9 protein-coding genes are annotated in these 15,595 nt (G+C 46.8%); 3 read left to right on the forward strand and 6 right to left on the reverse strand.

What is annotated here, in order from left to right; all coding sequences use genetic code 11:
- Positions 1 to 314: 314 nt before the first annotated feature.
- Entirely contained in the window at positions 315 to 719 is a 405-nt protein-coding gene (locus tag NC994_RS20770) for a hypothetical protein (RefSeq protein WP_190413238.1), read from the reverse strand.
- A 197-nt stretch (positions 720 to 916) separates the two neighbouring features.
- Between NC994_RS20770 and NC994_RS20775 the strand changes: the two genes are divergently transcribed.
- Positions 917 to 1,093 carry a hypothetical protein gene (locus NC994_RS20775; protein ID WP_190413240.1) on the forward strand — a complete coding sequence of 59 codons (177 nt, stop codon included), beginning with the start codon at positions 917 to 919 and terminating at the stop codon, positions 1,091 to 1,093.
- A 159-nt stretch (positions 1,094 to 1,252) separates the two neighbouring features.
- On the opposite strand, the gene larE is transcribed toward NC994_RS20775, so the two are convergent.
- From larE to fraC, 5 genes are all read right to left on the reverse strand, one after another.
- On the reverse strand, positions 1,253 to 2,071 hold the full coding sequence (gene larE / locus NC994_RS20780) for an ATP-dependent sacrificial sulfur transferase LarE (RefSeq protein ID WP_190432182.1): 819 nt from the start codon (positions 2,069 to 2,071) through the stop codon (positions 1,253 to 1,255).
- A gap of 363 nt (positions 2,072 to 2,434) precedes the next feature.
- Positions 2,435 to 4,711 carry a GAF domain-containing protein gene (locus NC994_RS20785; protein ID WP_190432191.1) on the reverse strand — a complete coding sequence of 759 codons (2,277 nt, stop codon included), beginning with the start codon at positions 4,709 to 4,711 and terminating at the stop codon, positions 2,435 to 2,437.
- A 110-nt stretch (positions 4,712 to 4,821) separates the two neighbouring features.
- Positions 4,822 to 5,649, reverse strand: coding sequence for an ABC transporter permease (locus tag NC994_RS20790; RefSeq protein WP_190430431.1), 828 nt, complete (start codon positions 5,647 to 5,649; stop codon positions 4,822 to 4,824).
- Between the two features lie 168 nt (positions 5,650 to 5,817).
- Entirely contained in the window at positions 5,818 to 6,816 is a 999-nt protein-coding gene (locus NC994_RS20795) for a DUF5357 family protein (RefSeq protein ID WP_190432193.1), read from the reverse strand.
- Positions 6,817 to 6,922: 106 nt separating this feature from the next.
- Complete coding sequence (fraC, locus tag NC994_RS20800; protein WP_190430429.1) at positions 6,923 to 7,459, reverse strand: filament integrity protein FraC; 537 nt, start codon at positions 7,457 to 7,459, stop codon at positions 6,923 to 6,925.
- A gap of 368 nt (positions 7,460 to 7,827) precedes the next feature.
- On the opposite strand from fraC, the gene NC994_RS20805 reads away from it, so the two are divergent.
- Both NC994_RS20805 and NC994_RS20810 read left to right on the forward strand, forming a co-directional pair.
- On the forward strand, positions 7,828 to 8,973 hold the full coding sequence (locus NC994_RS20805; RefSeq protein WP_190432195.1) for a cob(I)yrinic acid a,c-diamide adenosyltransferase: 1,146 nt from the start codon (positions 7,828 to 7,830) through the stop codon (positions 8,971 to 8,973).
- A 242-nt stretch (positions 8,974 to 9,215) separates the two neighbouring features.
- Positions 9,216 to 15,341 (forward strand): CHAT domain-containing protein, encoded by a 6,126-nt coding sequence (locus tag NC994_RS20810; RefSeq protein ID WP_190432197.1) that lies wholly within the window; start codon positions 9,216 to 9,218, stop codon positions 15,339 to 15,341.
- Positions 15,342 to 15,595: the final 254 nt, after the last annotated feature.

Consider the following 15,595-nt stretch of genomic DNA (forward strand, 5'->3'; position numbering starts at 1 on the left):
CCGAGCTGCTATGGATAATAATTACATGCTCAAGATTTTGGCTGCTTGTTTAACCCAAATTGATCAGAACTCTCAACCCGCTTGTCAATAGCATTTGAGATGCGCTTGCCCTGTTGGTGATGGTTAGATAGTTGAGTAAGTTATTTAAATTTGCTGCACAAAATTTTAATAAATATAAGAGATTTTGAGTAGAGCATTTTTGTGCCATGCTCCTACAGGAAATGCCGGGTTCCTTACCTCAAACCGGACTTTCCAATTTATAAGATGCCTAGCATTTTTTCTGTGTCTGGCAATGTCACTGATGCCTTTCTAGTTTAAGTTTCACTTTCCTCAGTCTCTATCCATGAGGTTGTCTGTGCTGTTGTTGGCTGTAGCGGAGGCTTTGGGGTAAGTTCTGTTTCTCTTTTAATAACTCTCATTGGCTGCAAAGAAATGGCTGATGCGAGTAGAGCGGGCACTCCCACAAGCGTTGTCATGAGCAACGAAGTCAAAAGCGATTCTCCTGCATTTTTAGGTTTCTGTTCGGAGTGATTTTCTAATAAGATTTCGACCTCTGTCAGATTTTGTTGAGGTATCTTGAAAAGTAGCTGTTTGACTACTTTTCCCAGTAAGATAATGGGTAAAGTAATGAGTGCTGCGGGCAGAACTACCAGCCACACAAGTAAGCCGGAAATTAACCAAAATACAGTCGAATATACCATTTCTGAAAGTTTATGCATTGCCCTAGCCTTGCCCTCCATTGGTTGCCACACAGCTAACTCATGAGGAATCGTTGTTTGGCAGGAATTGCCTTTTTGCCTAAGCTTATAATCGGGTAGTATCGTCGCCGCACTTCGCCTCGTATATTTCAATTTTAAGGGTACGGCAATCAGGTACCCCTACTTTTTGGTTGAGTTGTAAATTGAGAAGTCAGACTTTGACGTACAATACTTCCCGATTCCAAGCTGATTCTGCTTGTCAGAGCGATCGCTCGTTCTCGATCGAAGATGATGTAGACAAAGCCGAAGCTTTCATGCCATTTGTTCGCACTCTTGGGCGTCGTGCCCATGCTGCGAGAAAACTACTATCTTATGGCATGAGTGATTATTGTTGATGGATTTGTATTAAAACCTAATTTAGTTGCTAGAAGCGATCGCAACTTTTGAGAGGATGGGGGATCGTAATCTCGATCGGCGTTGAGGTGGTAGACACGTCCCCATCCCCTAGAATCTATTTAACTTTGTACAACTTAACTTTGTACAACGCCAGAATTTTAGGCTTTTACTGCCAGCGGTAACACCTGATTGAGTTTGCCACTGCGGTAGCCTTCTAAATCGAGGGTGACGTAAATAAAGCCGAATTCTTGAAAGGCGGAAACCAGGGTGGATAAATCGGTGGTAAGAACAAATTCTTTAATTTGTTCTGACGGTAACTCGATTCTGGCGGTATCACCTTCGGAACGAACGCGGAGATTTTTTAATCCTAATTTACGCAGATAGATTTCTGCGCGTCCGACTCGTTGCAGCTTGCTGACGGTGATTTCTTCGCCGTAGGGGAAGCGGGAACTTAGGCAAGGTTGGGCGGGTTTATCCCACCAGGAAAGTCCGAGGTGTTGAGAAAGTTGGCGGACTTCAGCTTTGGTAATGCCTAATTCTGCTAAAGGCGATCGCGCACCCCTCTCTTTTGCCGCTTGAATTCCCGGACGATAATCCCCCAAATCGTCGGCGTTCACGCCATCTACAACATAGGGATAACCCAGTTGAACTGCCAGGGGTTTAAGGTTGTCGTGAAGTTCGCTTTTACAAAAATAGCAACGGTTGACAGGATTCGAGGTGTAATTAGGATTGTCCATTTCGTGCGTTTGTATCACTTGATGGGCAATTCCAATCGCGGCTGCTTGGATTTGGGCGTCTTCGAGTTCTTCCGGGAGGAGGGAGGGAGAAACGGCGGTAACGGCTAAAGCGCGATCGCCCAAAACGTCGTAAGCTATCTTGGCAACCAAGGTACTATCGACGCCCCCAGAATAGGCAATTAATGCCCGATCCATTTCTGCAAAGAGGGTTTTTAGTTGCTCAAGTTTCTGCTTTATCATGGTTTGTTTAAAATCGAATCACAGAGGACGCAAAGGTGCTTCAGGCGCTTCCGGTGCAGAGGAGATGGGGAGAAGTTTTTCATCCTTCCCTCAGTCCTCAGTCCTAAGTCCTCAGCACTCTCCAAATGGTGCAGAGGAGATGGGGAGAAGTTTTTCATCCTTCCCTCAGTCCTCAGTCCTAAGTCCTCAGCACTCTCCAAATGGTGCAGAGGAGATGGGGAGAAGTTTTTCATCCTTCCCTCAGTCCTCAGTCCTAAGTCCTCAGCACTCTCCAAATGGTGCAGAGGAGATGGGGAGAAGTTTTTCATCCTTCCCTCAGTCCTCAGTCCTAAGTCCTCAGCACTCTCCAGATCGTAACGAATTTCAAGCTTTATTCAATTCGTCTGGTGGCTGGATCGGTAAGTGTAAAGTAAAGCAGCTGCCTTGTCCCAGTTCTGAATCTACGGTGATATTGCCGCCATGAAGGAATGCCAGTTTGCGGGATAAAGCTAAGCCGAGACCCGTTCCTTCATATTGACGATTTAAACCACTATCTATCTGTAGGAACGGTTCAAAGAGGTTGGCATGATTGGCTTCGGCGATGCCAATTCCAGTGTCAATCACTGAAAATAAGATGGCGTCTGCGGTTTTTTCCACTTTCAGCGTAACTGAGCCAACTTGTGTAAATTTCACCGCATTAGAGAGCAGGTTGACTAAAATCTGCCTCAAGCGGTGATGGTCGCCTAGGCAGGTGGCGATGTCTGGGGCAATATCTACAATTAATTGCAATCCTTTGTTTTGCGCGCGTTCACGCACGACTGAAATAGACGCCTGACACACTTCCTCCACTAACAAGATTTCTAGGCTGAATTCTTCTCGACCGGCATCAATCATGGATAAATCTAAAAGGTCGTTAATCAGTTCCAATAAATGTTCGCCACCGGATGTAATGGAAGTGAGGTATTCTTGCTGTTTGTCATTGAGCGGTCCCACAATTTGATCGACTAGCAGGCGAGAAAGCCCCAAAATGCTGGTCAGAGGAGTTCGCAGTTCGTGGCTCATAGTAGCGATAAATTCGCTTTTGGAACGATTCGCGGCTTCTGAAAGTTGTTTTTCTTTCTCTAATTCTTGGGTACGTTCTTTGACGAGTTGCTCGCTTGCTTCATAGCTTTGGGCATTGTAAAGCGCGATCGCAACTTGGTTAGCAATCCTTTCGAGCAGATGAATTTCGTCTTCGGTGAAAGTCCGGTAACGGGTTATAGATTGTAACGAAATCCCACCAAAAAGCTGACCGCGAATAAAAATCGGCACTCTCAGCATAGACAGGATTTGTAACTGTTGAATTTGCTCTTGGCGGGTGGAAGAAGAAGGAACCTCTGCGAGTTTGGGAGCATGGAAAACCCGCTGAACCGAATACTCGGAGGCAGGATCTAATACATCGCGGTTTTCCGATAGAGGAAATCTGCGGTTCAACAGAGAAACCACTTGTTCGCTGACTCGCCATTCTTTGAGAATCTTAATTTCCTCTGGTTCTAAGGCAAAGATAGCGACTCGATCAACGCCGAAGAACTCTCCACTTAGATTCACAATTTCCTGCAAAATATATTGTGGATCGAGGCTGGAATTTAAGCTCTGACAGATATTATTTAACAATCGCTCCCGCGTTGCTTGTTGTTGAACTTGAGCGAACAGCTGCGCTTGGTGGATGGCGATCGCGCATTGATCCGCGATCGCACTTACCAAAGCGATTTCATCTTCTGTCCATTGCCGTTCGCTAACACATTGATGCAGGCTAATCCCCCCCACCAAGGATTGCTGATACAACATCGGCATCGTCAGCATGGAGCAAACTTCATACTCTCTGGCTAATTCTTGCAGTTTGAGTGGGATGCGGTCGTCAATTTGGTTGAATATCAGCGGCTCACCTTGAGCAAGGGAGGAATGGTAATAGGAGTAGAAGCCGCAATAGACGCCAATCAGGCTATGCCTTTGAGGGGTAGATTCGCTAGCAAGGCAAGCCTGCATTTGTTGATTGGGATCGGGCAGAAAAATTAGACACCGACTGAGGTTGAGCGCTTCGTGCAGCAAATTGACGGTGGTTTGCAGCACTTCCTCCAGAACCAGCGTTTCTCGCATTGCTTGCACAATGCGGTTGATAATTGCCTCTCGCTGAGCTTGCTGCTGAATTTTGACAATGCGATCGCGCTCGATTCGGTGTTGTTCAAATTCGTGGAGCGATCGCATCAAAATCTCTGGCAGATGTTTCATCTGTTCTGAGCCAACATCGGCGATTTCAGCTTCCGGCGCGATCGCTATCAAAGGAATAAACTGCCCGGATTGTTGGACTAACTCTAATGCTTCTAAGGAGCTTGGGACATCTGTGAGGGGGTGAGAAGGGGAATTTTCTAGTTTTCCCTGCCTCCCAGCCTTCCTATCTGTCATTGAGCTAGCATCCCCGCTCCCCTGGACTGACAACACTGCATCGTAGGTGTTTTGCTGCAATTGTTCTCGACAAGCGGCAGATGTAGCGGCAATTTCGTAAGTAAAATCAATGTCCGCTTCCCGCAGTGGATTTGTAATCAGCCCGACATCCGCGCTTGAAGCTATCACGATCAAGAGGCGGAGGGCATCTGGGGACGGAGCTTGTTGCAGTTGTGGCATCACGAGGCGAAGTACGAGCTGGAAACAAGGAGTAACGGACGAAGGATTAGGGACGGGTTTGCTTCTTTTACTTTCGCGCTTCTTCTAGCTAGTTTGTATCGCGAGGCAGCTCAAAACTCACGTCGCGAAAAAATTATGATAGCGATCGCTAAGAGGAGGACGGTATACACCAAACCATACAAAGCATCGGTTAAAAGCGCCGAGGAAGAAGGCAAAAGACCATAAACCGCCTGATTTTTGAGGTCTAGCCGAGATAAATCTGGCAGTACCACATATAAAGCATTTACGATCCGTTCGATGTCTACATTCCGACTTAATTTTCCCAGCTCTACTAAATCTCGGCTGGAATGTCCCATCAAATACACTGCAAATGTAAACAAGGTCGCTAACAGCGAACTTGTAAAGACGCCAAACATCAACGCGACAGCAGTCAGTAAAGATAGCTTAAAAAACAAGTACAGCGCCGAAATCAGAATGCTACCTAGCGGGTAAGAAATCTTACTTAAACTGAGGATGCCAAGATAAATTGCCGTCATAGCTGCGATCGAGACGCCTAAAACGGCTGATAGCCCCAGATGTTTGCCAATAATAAATTCGGCGCGACTGAGCGGTTTGGGAATTAACACTAAGACAGTGCGCTTTTCGATTTCTTTGTTAATCAATCCAGTCCCGACAAATACAGCAACAATGGTTCCCAGTACATCCATTGCTGCTAATCCAACATCTTTAAGAATTTTATCTTCTGTTGTTGCTGCCACTTCCGGCAATAGTCGCCAAGCCACCACCATTAACAGCGCAAACAAACCGATGATATAGAGAACGCGATCGCGGATGACTTCCCGAAACCCATTCACTGCGATCGCCCAAATTCTCTTTAAACTCTCGATCGCTGCCCGAAACACATTTATTTTCCTCGATTTTACTGTGCTTAAACTCATCGTCCTTCTAAATCATCATTGATGATTTCTCTCAACGATTTATATTTTATCCTTTGCACGAATACAAAATAAATTTTTTGTTACTAATAGTTAATTTTTATGCGATCAACTATCTTCCACGAGCAGCCACTTCCTAGCTCTATTGATAACTTTTAGAGCGAGTCTTCATCATTCATAGCTTTTTAGTTCGCTGATAGGCTGACAATTGACTTGTGCAACCGCAATATTTTGTGCTGCTGTCTGGCTAGGCGTCGTCCTTGCTCCAGTTACTATTGGTTGATAGCTTTGAGTAATTTGACAGTTTTTTTCAACATAATAGGCTTCGGTTTGCGAACGAGGACCTTGCCAAATTGCGCGTAATTGTAAATTGTATCCTGAGTTAATCGAACCAATATTATAGGTATAACGCCACCAAAAATCTTCTTCCACAAGCGGAATTTTTTTTGCGGCTTCTGCCCGAATTGCTTCTATACGCGGTTGAGGTTCTAGCAGCCATCGCTCCACTTCCGACCAAGGTTTATTTTCTAATTCTTGTACGATCAAAGGTTCCATAAATTCTAAAATAACCGTACCTCTAAGAGTCCTTGTTGATTGAGATGCTGATTGGGATACCATCGTGGTTTTCCCAAAATGATCCGACAGCAAGGTAGGATATTGTTCTAACCAATCTTGACTAATAAAATAAAATTGAATCCAGCAGCTAATTACCATATTGCTGCCAATCAAAATAACACTTCTTTGACGAAATTGCAGCGCCGGTACTTTTAATTTAAATCTTTCATCAAAAAAGGTTGGAAACACAGCAATTACTGATGAAAGCGTAGGCCAAACTATTAAAGCAATCGGTGGGATACTCCCAGTCCAATCGCCAAATAAAAACATACAGATTAAGGCACCCGTAATCCAAGGACCAATCGGAATACCCCAAATTTTTATTGGATTCTCTGTTGTAGCCCAGCTCACTCCAATAATTAAAAATAACCAACCGCAATGAGTGATAATATCATGTACTAAGTCAGTTGCAAAAAATGACATCACCCAAGAAAAGAAACTGAGATAAATAAACGTTTTCCAGGAATAAGCACGGGAAGGAGCTAGGGATTTCCATAATACTTTAAAAGTATTAATTAAGTATTTGAAAATAAAAAAATCAAGAATCGATGCCATATTCTTTGTAAGTCTTTATTAAGTTAAGCCTAACTTGATAAATTGGTCGCAACTAAAATTTAAATTCATCTATCAAAAAATGATTAACTCAAAAAATGTTTGTAGTTTAACTAAATTGAGTCCGAATAAATAGAAGCAACACGAATCCCCCAAAACTGTAGATATTAGCCTGAAAAATAGTATTAGTTAAAAGAGGGTTGGAATTAAAAGTAAGAAGTCGAAAATCTTGTAGGTTGAACTTTTCTTGGTTTTGTCTTTCCCCATAAGACGGTGTTTCCAGTAACATTTGTAAAAGTTCTAATCCTTTTAGTTTAACGATAAAGGTGGCAAAGAAGACAACAAAGCCACTTAAGATTAGTTCTGTTACAATATTGGACGACTGAGCAAATGGAAAGAATCGATCAAAAAAGATATAACTGATTAACTGAGATTTCAGCGATCGGGGAAGCCAAGGATGTACGTAAAAGAAAACTACCCAACCCAAAATCGTTGAAAATAAATTAATCGAAATGGCATAGTCAATGCTTCTTCTTTGACTAAGATTTAATTGTCGGTATAAAATGAATGATTCAATCGCAATTCCAACCAACAGCAATAAAAATTGAAATAAAATCGTTTGAAGCGGGAAAACATTTGCAAGCATAAGGTTGTCTCTCTAACACCTGTTTAATTAAGTTTAGACGTAAATTTTGATGTTGTTGATGGCAGCTTGCTCTTTAGTTCTATTATCCTGCCAACTTGGGAATATCAAGAAATCTTTTATGTAAAGAAAGCATATTTGAAATACTCATAAATTAAGTAGAGGGGTGGGTAGTTTAGCGCGAGAAATAACTCAGTAGAAGAGAAAAAAGAACTGATAACTGAATGATGGACAATTGACTCCCTATCCCCTACTACCTATTTCTAGTCTCAACTTTAGCTTTTGTGGAACGGCTACTCTTGATTCTTTTCACTTTACCCTTCTAAGCTGCTATTGTTAACAGTTTGTGACAGCTAAGATTCATGAGAATTATGAGTAGAATGGGGATCGGCATTCGCACGGCTCAAGTGCGTTCTGAGCGTCTCGTCGGTCAGATTCATGTTTACGATGGGGCGGGGAAGGGAAAGTCCCAGGCAGCGCTGGGCGTGGTGTTACGCTCAATTGGGCTGGGAATTAATACTGATTTAGCAACGAGAGTGCTGCTGTTGCAGTTTCTCAAAGGGCCAGGACGCTCCTACGATGAAGATGGGGCGATCGCAGCCTTGCAACAAGGCTTCCCTCACTTGATTGACCAAGTTCGCACAGGGCGGTCAGAATTTTTTGGTGCGGAGGAAATAACGCGCTTTGACCGACAGGAGGCGCAGCGCGGTTGGGATGTGGCAAAAGGCGCGATCGCATCTGACCTCTATTCTGTCCTAGTTCTGGACGAACTGAACCCGTTACTGGACTTGGGTTTGTTGCCAGTGGAGGAAGTGGTTCGGACGCTCAAGCATAAACCGCAGGAGTTGGAAGTAATTGTTACAGGTCGGGCTGCCCCCCAACAACTGCTAGAAATTGCGGATTTGCACTCTGAGATGAAGCCGCACCACCCGATTACCGAAGGTAGGGACGGGGTTTCCCTGCCTTTACAGGGGATAGAAATCTATACGGGTGCTGGTAAAGGCAAGTCTACTAGCGCATTGGGTAAAGCATTGCAGGCGATTGGGCGCGGGATTAGTCAGGATCAGTCGCACCGAGTGCTGATTATGCAGTGGCTCAAAGGTGGGACTGGATATACTGAGGATGCCGCGATCGCAGCTTTGCAACAAAGTTACCCAAACTTAGTCGATCATCAGCGCTGCGGACAAGATGCGATTGTCTGGCGCGGACAACAGCAAGAACTAGATTATGTGGAAGCTGAACGCGGTTGGGAGATTGCTAGGGCAGCGATCGCGTCTGGGCTTTATAAGACAATTATCTTAGACGAACTCAATCCCACAGTTGACTTAGAACTGCTGGATCAACAACCAATCGTAGACGCACTGCTACGCAAACCCCGCGACACGGAAGTGATTATCACGGGGCGCTGTCTAAATCGTCCGGCGTATTTTGACCTTGCCAGCGTCCATTCAGAGATGATTTGCCATAAGCATTACGCTGACAGAGGGGTGGACTTGAAGCGTGGCGTAGATTTTTAGAGTTTCAGCGATCGATCGATACAAATGTAACCTGCTCCCGGCAGGTTTCGTTTGTGTGCTTGCTGTCGCTGTACGGTTTCAACCGCCCGTCCGGAGCATGATGTGAGGCAAATCTCTAGGAGGAATTGTATAAAGAAGTTCACCAATGCAACTATCCATAGGAGTATTCTAGAAAAGAAAATAATTTAGTTAGCACTCGCATGACTTTCGGCAACGAGAGTTAACACCTCCGGAGTCTTCCCATGTTCGTACCCATTTCCCTAGTCATCACGGCATACAACCGGGAACTTTATCTTGCTGCCACGATTGAAAGTATTCTGGCGCAGACTAGGCAAGACTTTGAGCTACTGGTGTGGGATGACGGTTCTACAGATAGAACTGTAGAAATTGCCCGTGACTACGAAGCCCGCGATCGCAGAGTTCGGGTAGTTGCAGCAGAACATCAAGGACGAGTCAGCGCCTTGCAAGCAGCGATCGCGCAGACTACCGGCACCTACATCGGTTTGGTAGATAGTGACGATTTGCTTGCCCCCACAGCAGTGCAAGAGACAGCAACCGTGCTGGAGGCGAACCCGGAGGTAGGTTTTGTCTACACCGACTACATTGACATCGACCAAAGCGGCAAAGTCATCGACTACGGGAAGCGCTGTCGCATCCCCTACTCCAAAGAGCGGCTTTTGCTCGATTTTATGACCTTTCACTTCCGGTTGATGCGTCGCAGTTTCTTCGACCAAGTGGGGGGAATCGAAGAGTCCTTCGACTACGTTGAAGACTACGATCTGTGCCTGAAACTGTCAGAAGTTGCCGAAGTGCGGCATATCAACAAGCCACTTTACTACTATCGTTGCCATCAGGCGAGTGACTCGCACACCTATACCAAGCAACAGGCGAAAAACGCCTGCAAAGCGATCGCACGGGCACTGCAAAGGAGAGGATTAAGCGATCGCTTTTCGGTAAAACTGCATATCCTCAGCCATTTTCCCTTCAACTCCAAAGTCCTATTAGTTCGCAAAAAGCAATCAATTCTCAATTACCAATTCTCGATTACTAATTCTCGATTACCGATTGCCAAAAACATCGCCTCTTGCCTTCTCGCCCTCACCTGTAGCCTTTCGCCAACTTTTGCCCAAGCACAATCAATTACCACCGCACCTGGCGGCACCAACACCAATGTCACCACCTCTGGCAATCAATTTAATATTACTGGTGGAAAACTTTCAGCCGATGGAGGAAATCTTTTCCACAGCTTCAACGAATTCGGCTTAGAACAAAATCAAATTGCCAACTTTCTCTCTAACCCATCCATTCACAATATTTTGGGTCGCGTCACGAGTGGCAACCCTTCTATTATTAACGGACTTATCCAAGTTTCCGGCAGCAACTCCACCAACTTATACTTGATGAACCCGGCTGGCATTGTGTTTGGTTCGGGTGCCAGTTTGAACGTACCAGGAAGCTTTACCGCCACCACCGCCACCGGAATTGGGATTGGTGACAATTGGTTCAATGCCTTCGATCCTAATAACTACGCCAACTTGGTAGGCACGCCCAATCTCTTTGCCTTTACCACATCCCAGCCGGGTAGCATTATCAACGCTGGGAATTTAACGGTGGGAGAGGGAAAAAATCTCACTCTCATCGGCGGTACTGTCGTCAACACCGGAGAACTCAAAGCACCAGGGGGTAATATCACCGTAGCCGCCGTACCGGGCAACAAGACGGTGCAGATATCGCAAGCGGGAAATGTGCTGAGTTTAGAAATTAAGCCATCCGCCTTACCCTCTACCTTCAACGCCCAGCTACCAAATCCTCCCTCCCTACCGCAATTACTCACGGGTGGAGGCGTCGCTAATGCCACCAAAATGACCGTCAACAGTGCGGGACAAGTGGTGCTAAGCGGATCGGGTATTACCATTCCCACAGAACCGGGAACTGCAATTGTCTCTGGGAAGCTGGATACCTCCAATACTCAAGCTGGTATTGGTGGCGCAGTAGCTGTATTGGGTAATCAAGTTGGTTTAGTTGGGAACGCCAGCGTGAATGCCTCCGGAGATGCAGGCGGCGGTCAAGTATTGATTGGCGGAGATTATCTGGGTAAAGGCAGCGTACCCAACGCTGCTTTCACCTTTGTCGGCGCAGATGTGACCCTCAATGCCGATGCCATTACTAATGGCAATGGCGGTAAAGTCATTGTCTGGTCAGATCAAGCCACTCGTACCTATGGCACCATTAGTGCCCGTGGCGGCGCACAAGGCGGTAACGGCGGGTTTATCGAAACTTCTGGTAAAGTTTACCTGGATGTCACCAAAGCTGCGGATGCCAGCGCCCCTAAAGGTCTTCCCGGCACTTGGTTGCTCGATCCCTCGAATATCACTATTATCAATGGCGGCGGTTATAGCGGTAGCTTGGACAGCTTTTCACCAAATTTCACGGCTACTACCGACAATTCCACGGTTAGTAATGGCGCAATCAACAACGCCCTTAGTATCGGCAATAGCGTCATCATCTCCACCAATAATCCTTATGGCACCCAGGTGGGGAATATTACTCAGAATGCTGATGCAACGATTGGCGGGGGATATGCTTTTGGGGGTCCTGTCACTCTTACTCTTGCGGCAGCCAATGATATTACCCTCAATGGCTCAATTGGCGGTAATGGCTACGCGCTAAATGTCGTGCTTCAAGGTCAAGGAGGTGCGGGAACTAGAGCAAACAATGTAACAATTAATGCTCCCATTAACACGAATCGCGGTAACTTCAGTAGCCTGAGCAACACTTTCAACAGTAGCGCTACTACCATTACCACCCAAGGTGGGAATATCAACATTGATGCTACTGGCAACATTACTACAGGCTTCCTCAACGCCAGTGCTACTTTTTCTACTTTTTTTAATGGTGGAAATATTGACCTGATAACGAGTGCAGGTGGCAAGATCGCAATTGGAGGCGATCTCAATTCCTCTGGCGGTGCTTATGGTTCTGGATACGATATCACTCTCACTGGCGATGTCTTGCTCAGTAACAATGCCACATTCACCACAATCGGTGGTACTGGTTATGGTTATGGTTCTGGTTATGGGGACGGTGACATCGAAATCACCGGAACGGTCAATGGCACGGGTGCAGGCGGTCAAAATCTGACGCTGAATGCAGACACGGGTAACATTACATTCGGAAACGCTGTCGGCAACATTACACCTATTGGCAATTTGAGCGTCAATAGTGCCTCCAATGTCACCCTGAATGGCAACGTCACCACAAGCAGCGGCAGCATCATCAGTTTCAATACTCCCGTGACGCTGAATAACAATGCAACCCTAACCGCAGACGAGATTAACTTTAATGGGGCAGTCAGCGGTGCGGGACACCAAATTGGACTGGCACCCGCAACAGCATCGAAAAATATTCAGGTTGGGAATGCGACTCCTGTAACCGATAGTTTGAATCTGACCGCCGCAAAGTTGGGACAATTGCAAGATGGCTTTAGCTCTATTACAATTGGACGCCTTGACGGCAGTGGTGCCATTACAATCGACAGTGCAGGTGTCACCTTCAAAGATCCTCTCACCGTTCAAGCACCCTCTGGCTCAGTGGCGGTTAATGGAGCCATTACAGGCACGGGGGACGCCTCCATCACCCTTGATGCTGGATTAACCACCCTCAACGCAGATATCGCTACCGCCGATCAAAACATTACTATCAACGGCGATACGCTTCTGGGTAAAGACATCACCCTCAGTACCGGCGCTCAAGCGGGTGGTGATATTGCTCTCGGTGGTAAGACAAACGGAACGGGCGCAGGGGGGCAAAACCTCACTTTAACTGCCGGTACCGCCAACATTCAAATCGCTGATGCAGTGGGCAACAGCACTTCCATCGGAGCTTTAACTGCTAACACCAGTGGCTTCACTAGCTTGGATGGCAGCGTCAATACAGCCAGCGTGACGATACAGGGGAGTAGCGTCATCGGCGGGAATGTCACCACCAGTGGAATTCAAAACTATGGCGGCGATGTTTACCTCGTCGGTCAAAACCCGATAGAACTCAGTAGTAGCGCTGGCTCGATTACCTTTGGCGGTATCCTCGCTAATAGCGGCAATGGTACCGACCTAACTATCAGTGTCAGCAGTGATGTCACTTTCCAGGATGCAGTGGGAGGAAATGGTTATTTTCTAGATAATCTGACAGTAAATAGCGGCAACAATGTCATCGCAAAAGATATTACGGCTACCGGGATCAAAATAACAGCGAACAATAGTATCAGTACAGGTTCGCTCAATACTAGCAAGACGACGGGAAATGGGGGAGCGATCGCTCTTACTGCTAAAAACAACCTTGCCACTGCTAACATCGACTCTCATTCTGATAATGGGGTTGGCGGAAATATTACCCTCATCAGCCAAACAGCCGCGATAAAAACCGGAAATTTAACCGCATCAGGCACCACGAAAGGCGGGAATATCTTTGTATCTGCCATTGACAGCATTACAACGCTGGGAATTAATTCCAGCGCTAGCTTCGGAGATGCTGGTAATGTCATCCTTGACCCCGAAAACGACATTCAAATTAGCTTCATTAATGCCCAAGGCGGAACGGGAGGCAAAGGGGGCATCGTTGACATTACCACCGAAAGTCTGTTTCGAGCTACGGGCACCTTCACTGACCAAAATGGGCAAAAAGCAAGTATTTCCGCCGCTGGGGGTGCTGGTGAAGGTTCCATCATCCTGCGCCACGGAGGCGGTTCCAAAAACGTTCCCTTCGTTGTCGGCAACGCTAGTAATAACGGCACAGCCGGAGTATTAACAACTGGGTCAGGCAATACAATTGCTTCAGGATCTTTCCCCGGCAGCTATACTCAGGGCAAGATTCAGCTCATTACTGCCGATCAAGCCGATCAACCTGATACACCGTCTTCACCGAGCCCCCTGCCAGAGGAAATCAAGCCTCCACAGGAAACGCTAACGCCCCAATTGTCGGTGTCTGCCAGTTCGGCTCTCGCGGAAGTTGACACCTTGTTCGCTGACCTAGACGAACCGTTCACGCGCCAGTTTGAGCAATATTTTAGTGGAAGTGCGGATACTCCGATTAGAACCCTCACCGAAGCCCGCGATATTCTTCAAAACATTGAAAAATCGACTGGGGTAAAACCGGCACTTATCTACATCACTTTTGTTCCTGCCACGGCGGCACCTCCTTCAGCTACCGATAAGACTCTATTACCTGCAACATCGCCAGAATCAGACATCCTTTGGCAGTTTAATCCCCAAGGCTTTGCCCTCAGTCAAGCATCCCCGCAACCCGCCGCTACTCCCGCTACCAGTCTTCCCGCCCAAGACAATGACCAACTCGAATTAGTTGTCATCACTGCCAAGGGTCAACCAATTCGCAAACGGGTGCAGGGGACAACACGCGAAGAAGTTCTCACAGTCGCTAAACAATTCCGCAGCGAAGTTACTAACCTTAAAAAACTCAATGGCTACCTGGCACCATCTCAGGAACTTTATCAGTGGATGGTGGCACCTTTAGAAGCCGATTTACAAGCTAGAGGTATCCAAAACCTAGTATTTCTGATGGATACAGGTTTGCGATCGCTGCCAATGGCTGCCCTCCACAATGGTCAACAGTTCCTGGTGGAAAACTACAGCATCGGCATGATGCCCAGTCTCAGCCTCACCGATACCCGCTACGTGAATATCAAAAACACTCAAGTTTTGGCAATGGGCGCGTCAAAGTTTACCGAACTGAATTCCTTACCAGCCGTGCCGATTGAATTATCTATCATCACTCCGACGCTGTGGTCGGGGAAATCTTTCCTCAACGAGAAATTTACGCTAGGAAATCTCAAGGCACAGCGTCAGCAACAGCCTTATGGAATTATCCACCTGGCGACGCATGGCGAATTTAAACCTGGGAAAATCGAAAACTCCTACATTCAGTTATGGGATACCAAGCTACGACTCAACCAGCTGCGCCAATTGGGCTGGAATGACCCGCCAGTGGAATTGTTGGTACTGAGTGCCTGTCGCACCGCACTGGGAGATGAACAAGCAGAGTTAGGCTTTGGGGGCATAGCAGTGCTGGCAGGGGTGAAATCAGTTGTAGCCAGTTTATGGTATGTCAGCGACGAGGGAACTCAAGGATTGATGGCGGATTTCTATGCCCAATTGAAGAAAGCCCCGATCAAGTCAGAAGCTTTACGGCAAGCGCAGATAGCAATGCTCAAGGGGCAGGTACGCTTGGAGGCGGGCGAACTGCGCCTCCCCACAGGAAACATCAAGCTGCCACCCGAACTCGCCAACCGGGGCGACACGCAGCTAACGCATCCTTACTACTGGGCAGCTTTCACGATGATTGGCAATCCTTGGTAAGAGGAGTAAGGGGTAAGGACTGAGGACTGAGGGCTGAGGACTGAGGACTGAGGGCTGAGGGCTGAGGCAGAGAAAATCGTACTTGCATTCAGCCCTTCGCATTCGTAACTGATTTGGAAACTCTATTTTTTTCTACGTTTCTATGCTTCCTATAGCCCAGACAGCGCACGACTAAGCGAATCCGCGCCGCTATCGGCTTCGCCAGAGGTTACGGGTTCGCCCTCCATGCACTGGTATTCTCATGGAAAACACAA

Origin of the sequence: Trichocoleus sp. AS-A1 (assembly GCF_039962015.1) — a bacterium.
GTDB lineage: Bacteria > Cyanobacteriota > Cyanobacteriia > Cyanobacteriales > FACHB-T130 > FACHB-T130.